The sequence below is a fragment of the Kitasatospora sp. NPDC086791 genome (assembly GCF_040685975.1).
Lineage (GTDB): Bacteria > Actinomycetota > Actinomycetes > Streptomycetales > Streptomycetaceae > Kitasatospora.
In genome coordinates, this window is record NZ_JBFBOC010000009.1 from 30,412 (window position 1) to 51,808 (window position 21,397).

At 73.3% G+C, this 21,397-nt stretch carries 14 protein-coding genes; all 14 read left to right on the forward strand.

The window, feature by feature from the left end; genetic code table 11:
• Positions 1-152 precede the first annotated feature (152 nt).
• The 14 genes from AB0Q99_RS15135 to AB0Q99_RS15200 all read left to right on the forward strand — a co-directional run bounded on the left by AB0Q99_RS15135 (position 153) and on the right by AB0Q99_RS15200 (position 21,388).
• Positions 153-1,514, forward strand: a complete 1,362-nt coding sequence (locus AB0Q99_RS15135; RefSeq protein WP_363571755.1) for an EF-hand domain-containing protein — start codon at positions 153-155, stop codon at positions 1,512-1,514.
• A gap of 424 nt (positions 1,515-1,938) precedes the next feature.
• Positions 1,939-3,501, forward strand: a complete 1,563-nt coding sequence (locus AB0Q99_RS15140; RefSeq protein ID WP_363571757.1) for a cytochrome ubiquinol oxidase subunit I — start codon at positions 1,939-1,941, stop codon at positions 3,499-3,501.
• Positions 3,502-3,535: 34 nt separating this feature from the next.
• Positions 3,536-4,561: a cytochrome d ubiquinol oxidase subunit II gene (gene cydB / locus AB0Q99_RS15145; protein ID WP_363571759.1), complete on the forward strand. Its 1,026-nt coding sequence runs from the start codon at positions 3,536-3,538 to the stop codon at positions 4,559-4,561.
• Between the two features lie 4 nt (positions 4,562-4,565).
• Positions 4,566-8,099, forward strand: a complete 3,534-nt coding sequence (gene cydD, locus AB0Q99_RS15150; RefSeq protein ID WP_363571761.1) for a thiol reductant ABC exporter subunit CydD — start codon at positions 4,566-4,568, stop codon at positions 8,097-8,099.
• Between the two features lie 213 nt (positions 8,100-8,312).
• Positions 8,313-9,980, forward strand: a complete 1,668-nt coding sequence (locus tag AB0Q99_RS15155; RefSeq protein ID WP_363572094.1) for a GAF domain-containing protein — start codon at positions 8,313-8,315, stop codon at positions 9,978-9,980.
• A gap of 210 nt (positions 9,981-10,190) precedes the next feature.
• On the forward strand, positions 10,191-10,604 hold the full coding sequence (locus AB0Q99_RS15160) for a hypothetical protein (protein WP_363571763.1): 414 nt from the start codon (positions 10,191-10,193) through the stop codon (positions 10,602-10,604).
• Positions 10,594-10,998: a hypothetical protein gene (locus AB0Q99_RS15165; RefSeq protein WP_363571765.1), complete on the forward strand. Its 405-nt coding sequence runs from the start codon at positions 10,594-10,596 to the stop codon at positions 10,996-10,998. The genes AB0Q99_RS15160 and AB0Q99_RS15165 overlap by 11 nt, the downstream gene beginning before the upstream one ends.
• Positions 10,999-11,375: 377 nt before the next feature.
• The gene (locus AB0Q99_RS15170) at positions 11,376-12,416 is read left to right on the forward strand and encodes a substrate-binding domain-containing protein (protein WP_363571766.1); all 1,041 of its coding nucleotides are present in this window, start codon (positions 11,376-11,378) and stop codon (positions 12,414-12,416) included.
• 193 nt (positions 12,417-12,609) lie between these two features.
• A complete protein-coding gene (locus AB0Q99_RS15175; protein WP_363571768.1) occupies positions 12,610-13,206 on the forward strand; it encodes a hypothetical protein in 597 nt (198 codons plus the stop codon).
• A 233-nt stretch (positions 13,207-13,439) separates the two neighbouring features.
• Complete coding sequence (locus AB0Q99_RS15180; RefSeq protein ID WP_363571770.1) at positions 13,440-16,139, forward strand: hypothetical protein; 2,700 nt, start codon at positions 13,440-13,442, stop codon at positions 16,137-16,139.
• A 114-nt stretch (positions 16,140-16,253) separates the two neighbouring features.
• On the forward strand, positions 16,254-17,285 hold the full coding sequence (pstC, locus tag AB0Q99_RS15185; protein ID WP_363571771.1) for a phosphate ABC transporter permease subunit PstC: 1,032 nt from the start codon (positions 16,254-16,256) through the stop codon (positions 17,283-17,285).
• Between the two features lie 64 nt (positions 17,286-17,349).
• Positions 17,350-18,597: a phosphate ABC transporter permease PstA gene (gene pstA, locus AB0Q99_RS15190; protein WP_363571773.1), complete on the forward strand. Its 1,248-nt coding sequence runs from the start codon at positions 17,350-17,352 to the stop codon at positions 18,595-18,597.
• Between the two features lie 38 nt (positions 18,598-18,635).
• Complete coding sequence (locus AB0Q99_RS15195; RefSeq protein WP_363571775.1) at positions 18,636-20,480, forward strand: phosphate ABC transporter substrate-binding protein PstS; 1,845 nt, start codon at positions 18,636-18,638, stop codon at positions 20,478-20,480.
• Positions 20,477-21,388 carry a class E sortase gene (locus tag AB0Q99_RS15200; RefSeq protein WP_363571777.1) on the forward strand — a complete coding sequence of 304 codons (912 nt, stop codon included), beginning with the start codon at positions 20,477-20,479 and terminating at the stop codon, positions 21,386-21,388. Before AB0Q99_RS15195 ends, AB0Q99_RS15200 begins: the two co-directional genes overlap by 4 nt.
• The last annotated feature ends 9 nt before the right edge of the window (positions 21,389-21,397 follow it).

Consider the following 21,397-nt stretch of genomic DNA (forward strand, 5'->3'; position numbering starts at 1 on the left):
GGCGTGGACGTCCATGACCGTCCCGGCGTTCGCCCGCGCGGAGAGGACGGGGTGCGCACCGGTGCGGAGCCGCTGCGTCACTGCCGGTCCGAAGGCGATGACGCCCCACGTCACCGTGGCCCCGACCGGCCCCGGGATCACCGGCGAGCGTCGTGGCTGACGGCGGGGCGTCGTTCAAGCGGGACCTGTCGGAGTGGCGGGTCGCCCTGGTGGCGTGGCGGCTGCTGGTGCTGCAGGCGGCGGATCCGGTGGTGGGGGCCGGGATGGCGGAGCACTCGACGTACCGGGCGCATCCCTGGCGGCGGGTCGAGCACACCCTGGGCAGCGGGCGGCGGCTGTTCTACCAGGACGCGGAGACGCTGCGGCGCGAGGTCGCGCGGCTGGACCGGGCGCACAAGCGGATCCGGGGGACGGCGCCGGATGGGCGGGCCTACGACGCCCGGGACGCGGCGACCAGGGCGTGGGTGCTGCTGACGCTCTTCGAGTGCGTGGTCGCCATGCGCCGACTGGGCGGGGACCCGTACGACGCCGGGCAGTTGGAGGAGGCGTACGCCGAGTTCAAGGGAGCGGTCGCGGCCTTCGGCCTGCCCGAGGGCGAACTTCCCGAGGCGGCGAAGGACTTGCCCGCCTACTTCGCCCGGTACGCCCGGGAGAAGCTGGAGTTCACCGAGGCGGCGCGCTACCTGATGGGCGACCTGTTGCGGGAGGCGCCCCGGCCGCGGCGGCTGTGGTTCCTCGGGGACGCCGGGTGGCGGGTGCTGCGGCGCGTGGTGGCCCGGGTGATCACCGCGCTGACGGTGGCGGACCTGCCGCCGGTGGTGCGCGAGCGGTTCGGGCTCGTCCCCACCCGGCGCGGCGCCCTGCTGTCCGTGCTGCTGCACCGGGGAGCGGGGGCGCTGGTTCCCCTCCTCCCGGACCGGGTGCGCTACCGCTCGCCCGGGGAGCGGCGCCCGCCCGGCCGCTACCGTCCGCAGCGCGACGCGCGCGGGCCCCGGCTGGACCGGTTCTTCCGCGAGGTGCTGGACCAGACCGGCGACGGCTTCGTCACCGTGCACGACCTGCGGGCGATGGCGCACAACGTCTGCTGGCAGCTGGAGCTGGACGAGGCCGGCGAGGCCAGGGTCCACGAGGCCTTCGAGGGCTGGTGGGAGCAGCTGCGCGCGGTGATGGACGCCGACGGCGACGGGAAGGTCAGCCGGGAGGAGTTCGTGGCCGCGACCGTGGCCGGGTACGACCGGGACCGGACGTACCTGGAGCAGGGGCTGCTGCCCGCGCTGCGGGCGGTGTTCGCGGCGGCCGACACCGACGGCAGCGGCTTCCTGGAGTTCGACGAGTACCGCGCGGTGTTCGGCGGCCCGCGCGTGCACCCGGCCGAGCTGTCGCACGGTTTCCGCCAGTTGGACGCGGACGGGGACGGGCGGATCACCCGGGAGGAGTTCCTGCACGGCTTCACCGAGTTCTTCACCGCCCGCGCCGACTCCACCTCGGGCACCCAGCTCCTCGGCCGCGCCTGACCGGCGTCCCCGCCCGCTCGCCCGAAGCCGCGAGCGCCCGCCCGCTCGCCCGAAGCCGCGAGCGCTCGCCCGCTGCCTGAGCAGCCCGTACCACGCCCCGCCCGCCGCCGCGAGCGGGGCGTGGGCCTGTCAAGCGCCGGTTCGGCCAAGAACCCGGCGGCATCCGCCCGCTCGTTCGTTGCCCCGGCCCCGGCGGATCCGCAGACTGTGCGGACCGCTGCGCGAACCGTGACGCACCCCACAGGGCTGTCAACCCCACCCCACCTGCAGTTCCCCCGTAAGGATGGTGGATACTGGCCCTTGTGAACGTGTTCACGTTCACAAGCGGACAAGCTTGCACGGTTCGGCAACGGTCTACGGCTATAGAAGAAGTCTGTCCGGAATGCGCCCGTCACGGCACGGGCAGGTTGGGAGAGAGAGCGACGTGGAACTGGCAATCGCTCACGAGACCATCGCGCGATGGCAATTCGGCATCACCACCGTCTACCACTTCCTCTTCGTTCCGCTCACGATCAGCCTGGCCGCCGTCGTGGCCGGCCTGGAGACCGCCTGGGTGCGGACGAACAAGGAGAAGTACTTCCACGCGACCAAGTTCTGGGGAAAGCTCTTCCTCATCAACATCGCGATGGGCGTGGTCACCGGAATCGTCCAGGAATTCCAGTTCGGCATGAACTGGTCCGACTACTCGCGCTTCGTCGGCGACGTCTTCGGCGCCCCGCTCGCGATGGAGGCGCTGATCGCCTTCTTCTTCGAATCCACCTTCATCGGCCTGTGGATCTTCGGCTGGGACAAGCTGCCGAGGAAGATCCACTGCGCCTGCATGTGGATGGTCGCGCTGGGCACGGTGCTCTCCGCCTACTTCATCCTGGCCGCCAACTCCTGGATGCAGCACCCCGTCGGGTACGCGATCGACCCGGTCACCGGCAAGGCCCAGCTGACCGACATCGCCGCGGTGCTGTTCCAGAACACCACCCTCACCGTCGTCGCCCACACCCTGACCGCCGCCTTCCTCACCGGCGCCGCCTTCATGGTCGGCATCTCCTCCTTCCACCTCTGGAAGGCCAAGCGGCTGCACGAGAAGAGCGGCGGGACCGAGACCGTCGACGCCCGGAAGACCGCCTCGATGCGCACCTCGCTGCGGCTCGGCCTGGTGCTCGCCGTGGTCTTCGGCGCCGGCACCGCGCTCAGCGGCGACGAGCTGGGCAAGGTCATGTTCGAGCAGCAGCCGATGAAGATGGCCGCCGCCGAGGCCCTCTGGGACACCCAGTCCCCCGCGCCGTTCTCGGTCTTCGCGGTCGGCGACGTCAGCAAGGGCCACAACTCGGTCGCGCTGGAGGTCCCCGGGGTGCTGTCCTTCCTCGCCCACAGCGACTTCAGCTCCTCCGTCCCCGGCATCAACGACACCGCCGCGGCCGAGGCCGCCCAGCACGGCGGCGACCCCAAGGACTACATCCCGAGCATCTTCGTCACCTACTGGGGCTTCCGCCTCATGATCGGCTTCGGGATGACCTCCTTCCTGGCCGGCCTGATCGGGCTCTGGACCACCCGGAAGAAGCTCTTCCTGCGGCCCGAGTTCCGCACCGGCGAGACCGAGGTGCCCCGGCTGATGCTCACCCCCGGACGCGAGCTCGGCCCGCTGCTGACCACGTGGAGCTGGCGGATCGGCATCCTGACCATGGGCTTCCCGCTGATCGCCAACAGCTTCGGCTGGATCTTCACCGAGATGGGCCGCCAGCCCTGGGCCGTCTTCGGCCTGATGACCACCGCCGACGCGGTCTCGCCCAACGTCGGCGTCGGCACCCAGATCGGCGCCCTGGCGACCTTCACCACGCTGTACGCGATCCTCGCCGTCGTCGAGGTCCGGCTGCTGGTCAAGTACGCCAAGGCCGGCCCGGTGGTGACCGAGCAGCCGCCCACCGAGGACCCCTCGCTGCGCGGACCGTCCTCGGGCGAGGACGCCGACAAGCCGCTCGCCTTCGCGTACTGAGGCACCGGGACCACTGCGGAACTGAGGATCTGACATGCAACTCCACGACGTCTGGTTCGTGCTGATCGCGGTCCTGTGGATCGGCTACTTCTTCCTGGAGGGCTTCGACTTCGGGATCGGCATCCTGACCAAGCCGCTGGCCCGGGACACCGCCGAGCGGCGGGTCCTGATCAACACCATCGGCCCGGTCTGGGACGGCAACGAGGTCTGGCTGCTGACCGCCGGCGGCGCCACCTTCGCCGCCTTCCCGGACTGGTACGCGACGCTGTTCAGCGGCTTCTACATCCCGCTGCTGGCGATCCTGGTCTGCCTGATCGTCCGCGGCGTGGCCTTCGAGTACCGGGCCAAGCGCGACGGCGCCCGCTGGCAGCGGAACTGGGAGGAGGCCATCTTCTGGACCTCGCTCCTCCCGGCCTTCCTCTGGGGCGTGGCCTTCGCCAACATCGTGCGCGGCGTGGACATCGACGCGCAGAAGAACTACGTCGGCGGCCTCGGGGACCTGCTGAACCCGTACGCGCTGCTCGGCGGCCTGGTGACGCTCTCCCTGTTCACCTTCCACGGCGCGGTGTTCGCCGCGCTCAAGACGGTCGGGGAGATCCGCGAGCGGGCCCGCCGGGCCGCCCTGCGGGCCGGACTGGTGACGGCCGTGCTGGCGCTGGTCTTCCTGGTCTGGACCCAGGGCCACAGCGGCAACGGCCGCAGCCTGGTCGCCCTGGTGATCGCCGTGCTGGCCCTGGTCGGCGCGTTGGTCGCCAACCAACTCGGCCGCGAGGGCTGGGCGTTCGTCCTCTCCGGGGCGACCGTCGTGGCCGCCGTCGCGATGCTCTTCCTGGCGCTCTTCCCGAACGTCATGCCGTCCACCCTGAACCCCGCCTGGAGCCTGACCGTCTCCAACGCGGCCTCCTCGCCGTACACGCTGAAGCTGATGACGGTCGTGGCGGCGGTGTTCACCCCGCTGGTGCTGCTCTACCAGGGCTGGACGTACTGGGTGTTCCGCAAGCGGATCGGCGTCCAGCACATCCCCGGGCACGCCCCCGCCGCCCCGCTCGACCGGGCCTGACGCGATGAAGCCGGTCGACCCCCGACTCCTCGGGTACGCCCGCACCACCAGGGTGTTCCTCGCCGGATCCGTGCTCCTCGGCGCGGTCGGCGCGGCCCTGGTGGTCGCCCAGGCGAGTCTGATCGCCGAGGTCGTCGTCCGCGCCTTCCAGCGCGGCGCGACGCTCGCCGAGCTGACCACGCCGCTGCTGCTGCTCGCCCTGACGGCCGTCGGGCGCGGGCTGGTCGGCTGGCTCACCGAACTCACCGCGCACCGGTCCGTCGCCCGGGTGAAGTCCACCCTGCGGCGCCGGCTGCTCGACCACGCCACCGCGCTCGGCCCGTCCTACCTGGCGGGCCGGCGCACCGGCGAACTCACCACCCTCGCCACCCGCGGCATCGACGCGCTGGACGACTACTTCGCCCGGTACCTGCCGCAGCTGGCCCTGGCCGTGGTCGTCCCGGTGATCGTGCTGCTGCGGATCGTCGGCGCCGACTTCACCTCGGCCGCGGTCATCGCCGGGACGCTCCCGCTGATCCCGCTGTTCATGGTGCTGATCGGGATGGCCACCCAGGCCCGGATGGACCGGCAGTGGGACACCCTGGCGCGGCTCTCGCACCACTTCCTCGACGTGGTCGCCGGGCTCCCCACCCTCAAGGTGTTCAACCGGGCCCGCACCCAGGCCGCCACCATCGCCCGGATCACCGCCGACTACCGTCGGGCCACCCTGCGCACCCTGCGGATCGCCTTCGTCTCCTCCTTCACCCTGGAGTTGCTCTCCACCCTCTCCGTCGCGCTGGTCGCGGTCACCGTCGGCTTCCGGCTGGTGGACGGCACGCTCGACCTGGAGACCGGCCTGCTGATCCTGGTCCTCGCCCCCGAGGTGTACGTCCCGATCCGCCAGGTCGGCGCGCTCTACCACTCCAGCGTCGAGGGACTGACCGCCGCCGACGAGCTGTTCCGGGTGCTGGAGACCCCGCTGCCCGCCGCCGGCACGGTGCCCGCGCCCGCCCTCGCCGGGGCCCTGATCGAGGCGGACGGGCTGGTCGTCCGCCACCCCGGGCGGACCGAGCCCGCGCTGGACGGCGCCGCGCTGACCCTGCGTCCGGGCACCGGCACGGCCCTCACCGGCCCGAGCGGCGCCGGCAAGTCCACCCTGCTGGCCGTCCTGCTCGGCCTCACCGCCCCCGCGGCCGGCAGCGTCCGGATCACCGCCGCCGACGGCCGGTCGTACGACCTCGCCGAACTGGAGCCCGCGAGCTGGCGGCGGCAGATCGCCTGGGTGCCGCAGCACCCGCACCTGTTCGCCGGGACGGTCGCCGACAACCTGCGGCTCTACCGGCCCGAGGCCACCGACGAGCAGCTGTGGACGGCGCTGCGGGCCGCGCACGCGCTCGACTTCGTGACCGACCTGGCCGCCGGGCTCGGCGAGGACGGCGCCGGGCTCTCCGCCGGACAGCGCCAGCGCCTCGCGCTCGCCCGGGTGCTGCTCGCCGACGACCGGCCGCTGGTGCTGCTGGACGAGCCGACCGCGCACCTGGACGGCGCCTCCGAGGCGGCCGTCGTGGACGCCGTCCGGACCCTCGCCGAGGACCCGGCGCGCACCGTGCTGATCGTCGCGCACCGGCCGGCCCTGCTGGCCGTCACCGACCGGCGGGTCCGGCTGGCCGGGCCCGCGCCGCTGGCCGCCACCGCCCCGGTCACCCCGCTCGCGCACGGCGGCCGGCCGACCGCGGCCCCCGCCGTCCCGGAGGAGCCGGAGACCGAGGCCGGCAGCACGCCCCGGCTGGCCCTGTCCGTCCTGCTCGGCGCGCTCGCCCTCGGCTGCGCCGTCGCGCTGATGGCCACCTCCGGCTACCTCATCTCCCGCGCCTCGGAGATGCCGCCGGTCCTCTACCTGATGATGGCCGTCACCTCGGTCCGCGCCTTCGGCATCGGCCGCAGCGTCTTCCGCTACGCCGAACGGCTGGTCTCGCACGACGCGGTGCTGCGCACCCTCGGCACCCTGCGGGCCGCCGTCCACCGGCGGCTGAGCGCGCTCGCCCCGGCCGGACTGCCCGCCTTCCGGCGCGGTGACCTGCTCTCCCGGCTGGTCGCCGACGTGGACGCGATCCAGGACCACTACCTGCGCTGGCGGCTGCCGGCCGCCGTGGCGGGCGTGGTCGGGCTGGCCTCGACGGTGGCGATGGCCGCCTTCCTGCCCGCCGCCGGGGCGGTGCTCGGCCTCGGGCTGCTGCTCGCGGGCGTGCTGGTGCCCGCGCTGGCCGCCCGCTGGTCGGCCGGCGCCGAGCGGCGGCAGGCCCCGGCGCGCGGACGGCTGGCCACCACCGTGGTGGACGCCCTCACCGGCACGGCCGAACTCACCGTGGCCGGCGCGCTGCCCGGCCGGCTCGCCGCCGTCCGCGGCGCCGACGCCGCGCTGACCGGGCTGGCCGCCCGCTCGGCCGCCACCACGGCGCTCGGCACCGGGCTGATCACGCTGCTCACCGGGCTGACGGTGACCGCGGCGGCGGCCGTCGGGATCCAGGGGGTGCGCGGCGGGGCACTGGCGCCGGTCTGCCTGGCGGTGGTGGTGCTCACCCCGCTGGCCGCCTTCGAAGCGGTCACCGGGATGCCGCTCGCCGTCCAGGCCCGCCAGCGCAGCCGCGCCGCGCGGGCCCGGCTGGACGAGGTGCTGAACGCACCCTCGCCGGTCACCGAGCCGTCGGAGCCGGTGGAGCTCCCGGAGCGGCCGCTGCCCGTCGCGGTGCGCGGGCTGACCGTGCGGCATCCCGGGCAGGCGGTGGACGCGCTCGCCGGGGTGGACCTCGACCTCGCCCCGGGCCGCCGGATCGCCGTGGTCGGCCCGTCCGGCTCCGGCAAGACCACGCTCGCCCAGGCGCTGCTGCGCTTCCTGGAGCCGAGCGCCGGGACCGTCACCTTCGCCGCCGGCCGCCCACAGGCCGTGGACAGCCGGGCGCTCGCGGGCGAGGACGTCCGCCGGGTGATCGGGCTCTGCGCGCAGGACGCGCACGTGTTCGACAGCTCGCTGCGGGAGAACCTGCGGCTGGCCCGGCCCGACGCGGGGGAGGACGAGCTGCGCGCCGCGCTCGCCGCCGCCCGGCTGCTGGACTGGACGCAGGGCCTGCCGGACGGCCTGGACACCATGGTCGGCGAGCACGGCGCCCGGCTCTCCGGCGGCCAGCGCCAGCGCCTCGCGCTGGCCCGGGCGCTGCTCGCGGACTTCCCGGTCCTGGTCCTGGACGAGCCCGCCGAACACCTCGACCTGCCCACCGCCGACGCGCTCACCGCCGACCTGCTGGCCGCCACCGAGGGCCGCACCACCGTGCTGATCACCCACCGGCTGGCCGGGCTGGACGACACCACGGTGGACGAGGTGCTGGTGCTGGACGGCGGCCGGGTGGCGGAGCGGGGCCGCTGGTCGGAACTGCTCGCCGACCCGGACGGACGGCTGCGCGCGATGTGGCGGCGGGAGCGGGAGGCGGACGGGCTGCTGGAGGTGGACGGGCTCGGGCCGCCGGAGGTGGACGGGCCGCTGGAGCCGGTGGGGACCCGGTGAGCGTCGGGCCGTCGGCCGCGCCGCCGGTCACGCCGTCCTTCGTCTGAAAAGCGTACAAACTAGGCTTTCTTCATGGACCCGACGCCGGACCTCCCCGAGGCCACCCCCGAGCCGACACCCCATCGGGTGCCCGAGATCGCCTCGCTCGGTCTGGACACCCTGGTCACCGAGGTCGCCGAGCGCCTGCAGTCGGCCGCCGCCGTCACCGACCGGATGCAGCGGCTGCTGGAGGCGGTGGTCTCCATCGGTGCCGGCCTGGACCTGCACGCCACCCTGCACCGGATCGCCACCGGCGCCGCCGAGCTGGTCGACGCCCGCTACGCGGCGCTCGGCGTGATCGCCCCCGGCGGCACCGGCCTGGCCGACTTCATCCACGTCGGCGTGGACGACGGGACCGCCGCCGGGATCGGCGAACTGCCCGCCGGGCGCGGCGTCCTCGGCGCGCTCATCGACCGCCCCGAACCGCTGCGGCTGGCCGACCTCGGCGCCGACCCGCGGTCCTCCGGGTTCCCGCCGCACCACCCCCGGATGAAGACCTTCCTGGGCGTGCCGATCCGGGTCCGCGCCGAGGTGTTCGGCAACCTCTACCTCACCGAGAAGAAGGGCGGCGGCGCCTTCACCCCCGAGGACGAGCAGGTGGTGCACGCCCTCGCCGCGGCGGCCGGCGTGGCGATCGAGAACTCCCGGCTGTACGAGGAGGGCCGCCGCCGCGAGCGCTGGATCGCCGGTGCCGCCGCCGTCACCACCGCGCTGCTCTCCGGTGAGCAGGCCGAGACGGCGCTGACCGTCGCGGCCGAACAGGTGCGGGAGCTGGCGAACGCCGCCCTCGGCATGATCCTGCTGCCGACCGGCCCGGAGGGCGAGGGGGACGGGCAGATGCGGGTCGCCCACGCCTCCGGCGAGGTGGCCGAGTTCGTCCGCGGCGAGCTGCTGCCCAAGGAGAGCTTCGCGGCCCGGCTGCTGGAGGGGGAGAGCGTCTCGCTGGACGACATGTCCAGCGACCCGACCGTGGTGATGCGGCTCGCCCGCCGCTTCGGCCCGTCGATGGCCGTGCCGATGGTCGCCGCCGGGCGGGTGCTCGGCGGTCTCTGCGTCTGGCGGCCGTGCGGCGCGCGGCCGTTCACCGACGTCGAGAAGCAGCTCGCCGAGACCTTCGCCTCCCAGGCCGCCCTCGCCCTGCGGCTCGCCGAGGGCCAGCGCGACCAGCAGCGACTGGCCGTCTTCCAGGACCGCGACCGGATCGCCCGGGACCTCCACGACCTGGTGATCCAAAGGCTGTTCGCCACCGGGATGATGCTGGAGAGCGCGGCCCGGCGGGCCGTCGTCCCCGAGGTGCGGACCGGCATCGGCAAGGCGGTGGACGAGCTGGACGCCACCATCCAGGAGGTCCGCACCACCATCTACGCCCTGCAGCACGACAACCACGGCGACGCGCCCGACACCCTGCGCACCCGGGTGCTGCGGGAGGCCAGCCAGGCCGCGGCGGCGCTCGGCTTCAAGCCCTCGGTGAGCTTCGTCGGGCCGGTGGAGAACCTGGTCGAGGACCAGATCGGCCGTCAACTGCTGGCGGCACTGCGGGAGATGCTCTCCAACACGGCCCGGCACGCACGGGCCTCCCGGGTCGGCGTGGAGATCGACGCCACCATCCACCTGGGCGACGACGGTCGGCCGGTCGGCGGCGACCCGGAGTCGCTGGACCGCGGCGGCCGGCCCGGTGTGCTGCTCTCCGTGACCGACGACGGGGTGGGCATCCCGGAGGGCGGCCGGCGCAGCGGGCTGCGCAACCTCACCCGGCGCGCGGAGGCGCTCGGCGGCGACGCGTGGCACGAGAGCGGGCCCTACCGGAAGGGCACCGTGGTGCGCTGGACGGCCCGGCTCTGAAGGCGCCCGGGCCGCCCCAGGGCCGCCCCCAGGGGGGCCTCCGGGGTGTCCCGAGAGGCCTCCGGTCAAGACAAGTGAAACTTAAACGAGAGAGAACTTCCCGACCAACAGCGCAAGTTGTGAACGTTCTGGGCTTTCGGGAGCTCTGTGTGCACACATAGCTTTACTCCGCTCGGAGGGGAAACCGGAAGGTAACCGGACGGAGGGGCAGTGGACGCTTCCGGCCGCGGTCACACCGCAGCAGGGGCAAGTCGAGGGGGGTTCCGCGCCGAACGGGCCGCGGACGGGCGCTACCGCTGGCAGTTGAAGGCGCCCAACGGTCGGGTGGTCGCGATCACCCCGGCCGCGTTCGAGACGGCCGGTGAGGCCGAGCGCTGCTTCGACGGCCTGCGCGTCGGAGCGGCCGAACTGACCGCCCGCATCACCCACGTCCGGGACGGCATCGGCTGGATCTGGGTCGTCCCGGGTTCGCGCAACCTCCCCGAGGTGCGTTCCAGCCGCGCGTACGAGCGGTACGCGACCTGCCAGAACGCCTTCCGGCGGTTCGTGGTGCTGCTCGCCAAGCAGCCGCCGCGCGAACTGCCGGAGCGTGCGGTGCCGTTGAGACGCGTCGATGGCCGCTGAGCGGCGCGGTCCGCGGCTGCTGATCGTGCCCGCGGCCGACCGTTGCCTCGGCTGGGCGCTGCGTGCCGCCAACGGCAGACCGCTCGGCGTCGGCGTGCGGACGTACCGCACCGAGGACGAAGTCGCCGACGCGGTCAGAGAGTTGCTGATCGAGCGGACCGCGCTGCGGTGCTCGGTCAGCCAGTCCGAGGGGCGTCAGTGGGTCTGGGCCGCCTCCCTGCCGGTGCGCAGCACCCGGCCGGGGGCGGCCTCCGCCGTTCCGGTCGCCCGCAGCGCCCGCGGGTACCTGCGGCGCGACCAGTGCCAGGCCGGGATCGACGGTTTCCTGGCCGGTTTGCAATGGGTGGGTCAAGAGCTGCGCCGGTCGGGGCGCGACGGCCGCCGGCCGCTGTAGCCGACTGCCGGAACCCCCGTTGCCCGTGCGCGTGGTTCGCAAGTCCCCGGGTCTTGGTCGGCGTTCCGTTCGTGCGTTTCCGGTGAAGCCCAGGTTTCCGGCAACACCCCGAGCAGCCTCCTGGAGAAGAACGTCGACCGGCTTCGGAGACCCGGTCGGGCCCCTGCCGCGTCCACGCTGACCAGTGTCTAAACCTCGCTGAACCGATGAGTCGACATTCCCCGGCCGCCCTCGACCTCCCTTCCGGCGGAACCCGCCCGCCGGACAGGATCTGTACTGCCGGACAGGCCGCAGCGGACGCGGTCACCGGCCCCGAACTCCCGACCGGAGTAAGGGTTTCACGCGATGGACGTCTCTCCCACCGGAGGAAGAGAAACATGCGTAAGACCGCTGCCAACCTGCTTGCCGCCGCCGCGCTGGCGACCTCGGTCGCCACCGTCTTCGCCGGCACCGCCGCGGCCGACCCGGCCACCGGTGTCACCCCCCGCGCGATCGACATCGTGGGCGTCGGCTCGGACACCACCCAGGCCGTGCTGAACCAGCTCTCCACGGACTACAACGCGTCGCTGACCAACCCGGCCACCCCGCGCCTCTACAGCTGGGACGCGATCCCCGCCGGCACCATCACCACCAAGACGGGCGCCACCGCGATCACCCGTCCGAACGGCTCCGGCGCCGGCATCACCGCGCTGAACGCCAACACCAGCGCCACCGTGGACTTCGCCCGCTCCTCGCGCGCCCCGCAGCCGACCGACCCGACCACGGACGACTTCGTCGCCCTGGCGAAGGACGCCGTCGCCTGGGCCGCCCCGGCCGCCGGCAACGCCCCGGCGAACCTGACCACGCAGAACCTGAAGGACATCTACACCTGCACGGTCACCAACTGGACCCAGATCAACGCGTCGCTCCCGAACGCCACGATCAAGCCCTTCCTGCCGCAGACCGGCTCCGGCACCCGCTCGTTCTTCCTGACCACCATCGGTGGCGGCACCGCGGTCACCCCGGGCGCCTGCGTCACCAGCGGTACCCAGGAGAACCAGGGCAGCGACCCGGCTCTGGCCGACGTCAACGCCGTCGTCCCCTACTCCGCGGCCCACTACATCGGCCAGGTCTACTTCGGCAAGGGCAGCGGCGCCGACGTCCAGGGCCCGCTGACCATCCGCAACGTCGACGGCGTCGCCCCGGTCGACACCGTGAACAAGACCATCAGCTCCGCGTTCGCGGCCACCACCTACTCCCGCGTGGTCTACAACGTCTTCCGTGACGCCGAGTGGACCGCCACCGACACCCACGGCACCGCCCTGCGCGCCATCTTCGGCAAGGGCGGCTGGATCTGCACCAACGGCGCTGCGGACATCAAGAGCTTCGGCTTCCTGCCGCTGTCCTCCTTCGCCTGCGGCAGCGTCACCCACTCCTGAGTCACCCCGCACCACACCGGCGGCCGCGGGGACCATTCCCCCGCGGCCGCCGGCCCGGTCCGACGACGAGACGAGATCCGGACCTCCGGAGACCCGCTGCCGAAGTCTCCCGCCCGCGGTGGCGTGACCCACGCATGAGCTTCTTCGAATCGCACGACCGGTCATCACCTCTCCCTCTCCCAAGGAGTTCAGCATGTCCCGCATCAGCGCCCGCCTGGCCTCGTCCGGTGCCGCCGTCGTCCTCGCCCTGACCGCCGCGAGCGGTGTGGCCGTGGCGGACACCCCCGCCACCACGCCGGCCGCGGGCCAGGCCGTGATCACCACCGACGTGGACTTCCTGACGAACGCCGTGCGCAACGGCATCCTGGTTCTCCCGATCCAGCCCGCCAACCCGGCGTACGACTCGAACACCGGGCTCACCGTGACCCTTCCGGTGAGCGGTGGCGCCGCGAACATCCCGGCCTTCTACGGCGACGTGCAGTTCGGCGGCGGCCTGTTCTTCCTGAACCTCACCACCGGCAAGAGCGTGACCTTCAAGCAGCTCGACTTCTCGGTCGCCAACGGCTACTTCACCGCCGTGCCGAACGGCTCGACCACGCCCGTCCCGCTGCTGGACCCGGCCGGCGACAACGTGATCAACCGCAACGGCCTCACCCAGAACCTGACCTCCTCCAGCTTCCAGGTCGACGCGGAGGGCGCGAAGTACCTCGACGCCAAGCTCGGCACCACCTTCTTCACCGGTGGCCAGCAGATCGGCAAGCTCGCGCTGTCCTACACCCCGGCGCACTGAACCCCGCGGTACTGAGCCGCAGAGCGGCGGGCCCGTGCCTCGGCACCGGCCCGCCGCTTGTGGAGTTCCCAACTCCGGTACGGAGTCGCCGCGTTGTGGTCTCGTACACCTGGCCGACCGGATCCCGCCATATCCGGCTGGCCGAATAGTACGCACGGAACCGTCCGTCCCCAGCGCGATCGACGCCCTCGCGCCGCCTCCCTCGGCGGCCCGCATCTCCCGGAGGCCTCGCCATGAGAAACCGCGTACCCGACCCGAGAGGCCGAAGGCGGTGGCGCCGTCGACTACCGGCCCTGGCGTTCTCCTGGGCCATCGTCGCGGCGCTCGCCGTCGTTCCGATCGGGTTGGGCGCGGTGCCGCAGGCGCGCGCCGACTCGGCCGTGACGGTGACGGGCCCGAAGGTCTGGATCCCGGCCACCAAGCAGTACGGGCCGGCGGGCAGCGTGACGGTCTCCCAGACGACCAACCTGACCAACCAGGTCCTCCAGGTCTCCTGGACCGGCTTCACCCCGACCGTCGCGATCGGCAGCAAGACCCCGGTCGCGGTGGCGCGGAAGGAGTCGAACAAGATCCTCTACCCGGTGCGGATCTACCAGTGCCGGGGCACCGACCCCGCGGTGACGGACTGCTACGGCAGCACGCTCTACGGCGGTGACCGGTCGAAGGGCTTCGAGCAGCCGCCGCGTCCGACGCGCATGGAGACGCCGGAGTGGCCCTCCAACCAGGTGATCGCCGCGACCGGCCCGGACGGTTCGGGCACCGCCTCGATCGAGGTGTGGAGCGCCAAGGAGAGCGCCACGCTCGGCTGTGACGCGACCCACCCGTGCTCCCTGGTGGTCGAGCCGAACTACGGCGGGGACCCGCTGGACCTCTTCCAGGTCCACGACGGCGGAGCCGACTGTGAGTTCCACGACCTGGACGACGACCTGGACGGCTTCACCGCCACCGACGGGATCATGGCGCCCGGCGCCGCCTTCCAGAACTGGAAGACCGGCAACCGGACCAGTGAGCAGTGCGCCTGGCAGCACAAGACCGTGGTCCCGCTCAGCTTCGCCCCCACGCCGGACGCCTGCGTGGCGGCCGGCCAGGCCTTCGGCGCCGCGGGGCTGGAGATGGCCAACCGGGCCATGCAGCAGTGGCGAGCCGGAATGTGCCTGGGCGACTCGCCGATGACCGTCGGTTACGTCCCGGCCGGCGGCGAGCCGCAGGCCCGGGCGGCGTTCCTGGCCGGCAGCAGCACCACGGAGGTCGCGCTGACGGCGCGGCCGGACCGGTCACCGCCGCCGCGGCCGTACGTCTACGCCCCGCTCGCCACGACCGGCATCTCCGTCGCCTACGTGATCGACGACCCGCAGACCGGTCGGCAGATCCGGGACATGAAGCTGAACGCCCGGCTGATGGCCAAGCTGCTGACCCAGTCCTACGCGTCGCCGGGCGCGCCGATCGCCTCCGTGGCCGGCAACCCGATCTGCCTCTTCACCGACCCGGAGTTCAAGCAGCTGAACCCGGAGACGGAGGCCAACGGCATCCACTGGCCGACCAGTTGCGGCGGGACCCTCACGATCTACCCCGGTGTTCCCGGGGGCACCACCGACTTCACCTACCTGCTCACCTCGTGGGTGGCCACCGACCCGGACGCCGCCCGTTTCCTCGACGGCGAGCCGGACCCGTGGGGCATGCGCGTCGACACCTTCTACCTGAAGCCGAAGTTCGACGGCTACCCGTCGGAGGCCTTCCAGCCCCAGGACTTCTCCGGGCTCGACCGGGACGCCCAGGACTCCGATGTGCGGCACTGGAAGCAGTACGAGTGGAACCCCTCCCTCGACGGCCTCGGGCGTGTGCTCCGCAACCTGATGCAGGCTCAGCCCAACTGCCAGGACCCGAACATCGACCCCGCCACCAACGGCCACAAGGCCTGCCCCGTGCAGCTCCCCGGCTCGCGGGCGATGCTCGCCATCATGGACACCGCCCAGGCCAAGGCGTTCTCGCTGCCCGAGGCGCAGCTGCTCAACCCGGCCGGATCCTTCGTGTCGCCCACCACGGCCGGTTTCCAGGCCGCTGTCGCCGACATGCCGACCGACGCCGCGACCGGCGTCCAGCAGCTGCCCTACGGCACGCCCGACACCGCGTTCTCGCGTGACCAGCGGGCGTACCCGCTGAGCGTCGTCCAGTACGCGATGGTGCCGACCGGCGGCCTGTCCGCCGAGAAGGCCGCCGCGATCTCGCGGTTCCTCAAGGCGGTGACCACGGACGGCCAGACGTACGGGCTCGCCCCCGGCCAGCTCGCCCAGGGCTACCTGGCGCTGACCGGCGCCCAGCGGCAGCAGGCCCAGGAGGCTGTGCAGCACGTCCAGGCCCAGGACGGCAAGCTGCCCGGGAACCAGACCGCTCCGCCGGCCCCCGGCCCCGACCCGGGCACCCCGGAGAGCGGGAACGGCGGCAGCCCCGCGGCCGGTTCCGGCGGCACGTCCGGCACCACCACCGGCGGCACCACCCCGGTGAACGCGTCCGGCACCGGCGGCACGTCCGGCGGTACCGGTACCAGCACCACCGGCGGCACCGGCACCGGCTCCTCGGACGACCTGTCCGGCGGCGGTCTGACCGGAAGCGGCCTGTCCGGCACCGGCTCCACCGGGACGGGTACGGCCGGTGGCGCCGCCGCACCCGCCGCCCCGGCCGCGGCCGGAGCCAAGCCCGGCGCGACCCCGAGCGCCTCCGCCGCCCCCTCGGGCGGCCCGCTCGCCGCGGCCCCGGTCGGCACCCCGGTGCCCGACCGGCCCGGCACCGCCCGGCTGCTGCTGCCCGTCGCGCTGATCGCCGGCCTGGTGCTGCTGATCGGCGGCCCGGCCGCGCTCTTCCTGGGCGGCACCCCGGCCGGCGCGAAGGTGCTGGCCGGCGCCCGCGCCCAGTGGTCGCGCCTGCGCCGCACGTAGGAACCCACGCTCGGCGGGGCCGCCGTTACGGCCCCGCCGAGCGCTTCCCTCCCGCCGAGGCAGCGCCCCGGACCCTCACCGAGCACGCCCGTTCCCGAGCACGGAGAGCACACCATGACATCGGCCGCTGAGCCCGCGGCACCGTACGCCGGGGCGCCACGCCAACCCGACCACGGGCCCGACCAGGACGTCCCGCGCACCATCACCGCCCCCGCGACCCCGGGCGACCGGGTGTTCCGCGGCGCGCTGCGGCTGGCCGGCCTCTCGGTCTTCGCGATCATGGGACTGATCGCCTTCTTCCTGATCCTGCGCGGCACCGACGCGCTGCGCGCGGTCGGCTGGTCCTTCCTGACCGAGCAGAAGTGGCAGACCGCCGCGCACAACTTCGGCATCGCCGCCGTGCTGCCCAACGGTCTGCTGATCGCGGTGATCGCCCTGGTCATCGCCGTCCCGGTGGCGCTCGGCACCGCGATCTTCATCTCCGAGTACGCGCCGGTGCGCCTGCGCGCCGCGCTGATCTCGCTCGTCGACCTGATGGCGGCGATCCCCAGCATCGTCTACGGCCTGTGGGGCCTGTTCTTCCTGCAGCCGCGGATCATCGGCTTCGTCCGCTGGATGGCCAACCATCTGGGCGACGCCATCCCCTTCCTCAAGGTGCGCATCGGCGACATCGGCACCTCGTACACCTCGTCGACCTTCATCGCCGGCGTGGTGGTCTCCCTGATGATCATCCCGATCGTCACCTCGCTCAGCCGGGAGGTCTTCTCCCAGGCCCCGCAGGGCGAGCGGGAGGGCGCGTACGCGCTGGGCTCGACCCGCTGGGGGATGGTCCGCGCGGTCGTCCTGCCGTTCGGCCGGGGCGGGGTGATCGGCGCCGTGATGCTGGGCTTCGGCCGGGCGATGGGCGAGACCATCGCCGTCGCGCTGATCATCTCGCCGAACTTCAAGGCCATCACGCACATCCTGGAGAACGGCGCCAACTCGATCTCCGCGCTGATCGCGCTGCGCTTCGGCGAGTCGGACTCGCTGTCGCTCTCCGCGCTGATGGCCGCCGGTCTGGTGCTGTTCGCGCTCACCCTGCTGGTCAACGTGCTGGCCGGGGTCGTCATCAACCGCTCGCGCTCCGGCGCCGCGACGGCGGACTGAACATGACGAACCGTCAGCCCGACCACCGGGCACGCCGACACCCGAACCGTGAAGGGACCATCCGATGACCACGCTCGACCTGCCGCCGGTCGCGGCGTCCGGGCCCGCCGGCAGGCCCGCGCCCACCGGGTCCGCCACGGCCGGTGCCGCCGCGGCCGGGCCCGCCCGCCCCGAGAAGAAGCTCCGGATCGGCGGCGTCACCCGCGACGACGTCCTCACCGTGGCGGGCGCGACGGCCGGCTCGCTCGCGCTGGACTGGGTGCTCTACGAGCGGGTGCTGCCGTTCAGCGGCGCCTTCGGCTTCCTGATCTGCTGGTACCTGCTCTTCCTGGCCGGCTACTACCTGCTCGGCCGGCTCCAGTGGCACCCGATGATGGTGCGGGACCGGCTGGTCGCCGTGGTCGCCTGGAGCTCCGGGCTGCTGGTGGTCTCGCTGATCGCCGACCAGATCGGCTACGTCGCCGGTCGGGGCTGGGAGGCGGCCCAGCACCTCAACTTCTTCACCGAGTCGATGGAGCACACCGGCCCGCTCGACCCGCTCACCTCCGGCGGCGCGCTCAACGCGATCGTCGGCTCGCTCGAACAGCTCGGCCTGGCCACCCTGTTCGCGGTTCCGCTGGGCATCGCGGCGGCCGTCTTCATGTCCGAGGTCGGCGGCCGGACGGCCCGGCCGGTGCGCACCCTGGTCGAGGCGATGACGGCGCTGCCGTCCATCGTGGCCGGCCTGTTCATCCTCGGCGTCGTGATCATCACCTTCGGCTTCGAGAAGAGCGGCTTCGCGGCCTCGCTCGCGCTCACCGTGATGATGATGCCGATCGTCACCCGGGCCGCCGAGGTGGTCATCCGGCTGGTGCCCGGCACCCTGCGCGAGGCCTCGTACGCGCTCGGCGGCAGCCAGTGGCGCACGGTGTGGAACGTGGTGCTGCCGACCGCCCGGCCCGGCCTGGTGACCGCGGTGGTGCTCGGCATGGCGCGCGGTGTCGGCGAGACCTCGCCGGTGCTGCTCACCTCCGGCTTCACCTCCCAGTTCAACGGCAACCCCTTCGACGGGCACCAGGTCTCGCTGCCGCTCTACATCTGGAACTACGTCAAGCAGCCCTACGACGGGATGATCGCGCGCGGCTTCGCGGCCGGCCTGACCCTGATGGGCGTGGTGCTGATCCTCTTCGTCACCGCGCGCGTGATCGGCGGCCGCCGGCCCGGGCAGCTGACCCGGGCCCAGAAGCGCCGGATCGACCGGGAGGCCCGCCGCCTGGAGGCGGCCGCCGCCGGCTCGGCCGGGCACCCCCTCCGGCCGCGGGCGCAGCACTGATGTCCCGTCCAACCACCCTCCGTACCAGAGGAGTTCACATGTTCCGGGAGGCCGCAAGGCGCTCCATGGCCCGGCTGCTGGCAGGGGCGATGTCCCTGTCGCTCGCCACGGCCTCCCTGCTGATCGGGCAGACCCCGGCCCACGCGGCCTCCGTCTCGCTGAGCGCGGACGGCTCCAGTTGGGCCGGCCCCGCCATCGACCAGTGGCGGCAGGACGTGTCCCCGCAGGGCATCCAGATCAACTTCAACCCGGTCGGCTCGGCGGCCGGCCGCACCCAGTGGTCCATCGGGCAGGACGACTTCACCGCCTCCGACGTGCCGTTCCGCTCCGCGCCGGACACCGGTGTCGGCCAGGGCGGCAAGGGTGCCGGCACCGGCAGCAAGGAGAACCCGGTCTACGGCTTCTCCTACGTGCCGATCACCGCGGGCGGCACGACCTTCATGTACAACCTGGTGGTCGGCGGCAAGCGGGTCACCGACCTGCGGCTCTCCCCGCAGACCATCGTGGACATCTTCACCGGCAAGATCACCAACTGGAACGACCCGAAGGTCACCGCCGACTACGGCAAGGCCCTGCCCAGCCTGCAGATCACCCCGGTGATCCGCTCGGACGGCTCCGGCGCCACCGCGCAGTTCACCCGCTGGATGGAGCACACCCACAAGGACCAGTGGGACGCCTACTGCACCTCGGTCAACGGCGTGACCTGCGGCGACTACACCGAGTTCTTCCCGCCGTCCGGCCGGATGGTCGCCCAGAACGGCTCCGACGTGGTGGCCGGCTACATCAAGTCCCCGGGCAACCAGGGCACCATCGGCTACGACGAGTACGCCTTCGCCAAGCGGAGCAACTGGCCGGTCGTGAAGGTGCTCAACACGGCCGGCTACTACGCGCTGCCGACCGCCTCCAACGTCGCCGTCGCGCTCACCGCCGCCAAGATCCGCGGCGTGGACGACAACACCGCGGCGGACGACCCGAACTACCTGCAGCAGAACCTCGACGGCGTCTACACCATGAACGACCCGCGCGCCTACCCGATCTCCAGCTACAGCTACCTGATCGTGCCGCGCGCCGGGGCGGCGCTGCCCCCGCCGCCGCGCTTCAACAACGACAAGGGCTCGGCGCTCAGCCGCTTCCTCTCCTACGTGCTGTGCGAGGGCCAGGGCAAGGCGGACGACCTCGGGTACTCGCCGATCCCGCGCGGCCTGGTCCGCGGTGGCCTGCTGCAGACCAGGTCCATCCCCGGCAACGCCAGCACGGTCGACCCGAACACCCTCTCCAACTGCGCCAACCCGACCTTCAACTCGGCCGGCGAGCTGACCGTCCTCAAGAACGCCCCGATGCCGAGCGAGTGCGACAAGCAGGGCGCGCCGCTCAACTGCGTGGTGCAGGGCGGCAAGGCGACACCGGCCGGTACGGGCGGCGGCTCGGGCTCCGGCTCCGGCGGCTCGAACGGCTCCGGCGGCGCGGTGGGCGGCTCCGGCGGCACCGGTGGCACCGGCGGGTCCGGGGGCGGCTCCGGCTCCGGCGGCGGTACGGGCGGTGGTGCCGGTGCGGGCGCGGGCGGTGCCGGTGGCGCCGCCGGCGGTGACCCGAACGCGCCCGGCGGCGGTGCCGCCGGTGGCGACCCGAACGCGCCCGGCGGTGACGGCGGCGGTGACGGCGGCGGTGACGTGATCGACCCGCAGACCGGCCAGGTGGTCGCCCGCGGCCGCGGCGGCGCCGCCACCGAGGTGGCGGCCAACGTGGTCGAGGTCAGCGGCAAGCCCGAGGACTGGACGCTGTCCACCCTCACCGCGGTGGAACTGCTCGCCGTGGTGCTCGTCCCGCCGCTGCTCGGCCGCCGGCTGCTGCGCCGCCGCAACGGCTCGGACGGCACCTCGTGACCGCCCCGGTGCTGGAGAAACCGGCCGCGCAGCCGGTGCCGGCGCCCGCCCCGCGGCCCGCCGCCGAGGCCGCCCCGGCGCCGCCCGCCGTCCCGCCCGGACGGCGGCGGTTCCTCCAGGGCGCCTGGGCGGTGAGCCTGGCGGCCGCGCTGGCGCTGGGCTTCGTCGGCTACCTGTTCACGCTCTCGCACGTCCAGGAGCGGCACTTCCAGTCCACCGCCCACAAGACCTTCCGCGACCAGCTGGCCCGGGCCGTCGCCCCGACCGGCTCGGCCGCCGACGGCGAGCCGGTGGCCCTGCTGGACGTCCCGGCGATCGGCCTGCACCAGGTCGTGGTGGTCGAGGGCACCACCGGCCGGGACCTGATGCGCGGCCCCGGCCACCGCCGGGACACCGCCCTGCCCGGCCAGACCGGCGTCGCGGTGGTCTTCGGCCGCGGCACCACGTTCGGCGCGCCGTTCGCCGAACTGTCCGGGCTGCGGATCGGCGACAAGATCGAAGCCACCACCGGGCAGGGCAAGTTCACCTACACCGTCAACGCGTACGGCGACGGCGACCACCCGATCGTCGACCAGGCCCGCAACCGGCTGGTGCTGGTCACCGGGGACTCCGACTGGATCCCCGGCTCGACCGTGCTGATCGGCGCCCGGCTCGACGGCGACCCCGAGCAGAACCCCGGCGGCCGGCCCGCGACCGTCCCGTACGACAAGGCGCTGGCCGCGGACAAGGGCGCGCTGGCCACCTTGCAGCTGTGGTCGCTCGGCCTGCTCGGCGCCGTGTTCGGCGCGCTGGTGCTGGCCCGCTTCTGGCGGCGCTCGGCCGCGTACCTGAGCCTCGCGCCGGTGGTCGGCGCGCTGCTCTGGGCGGTCTACGAGAACGCCGCCGCCCTGCTGCCCAACCTCTACTGACGCGCGCCC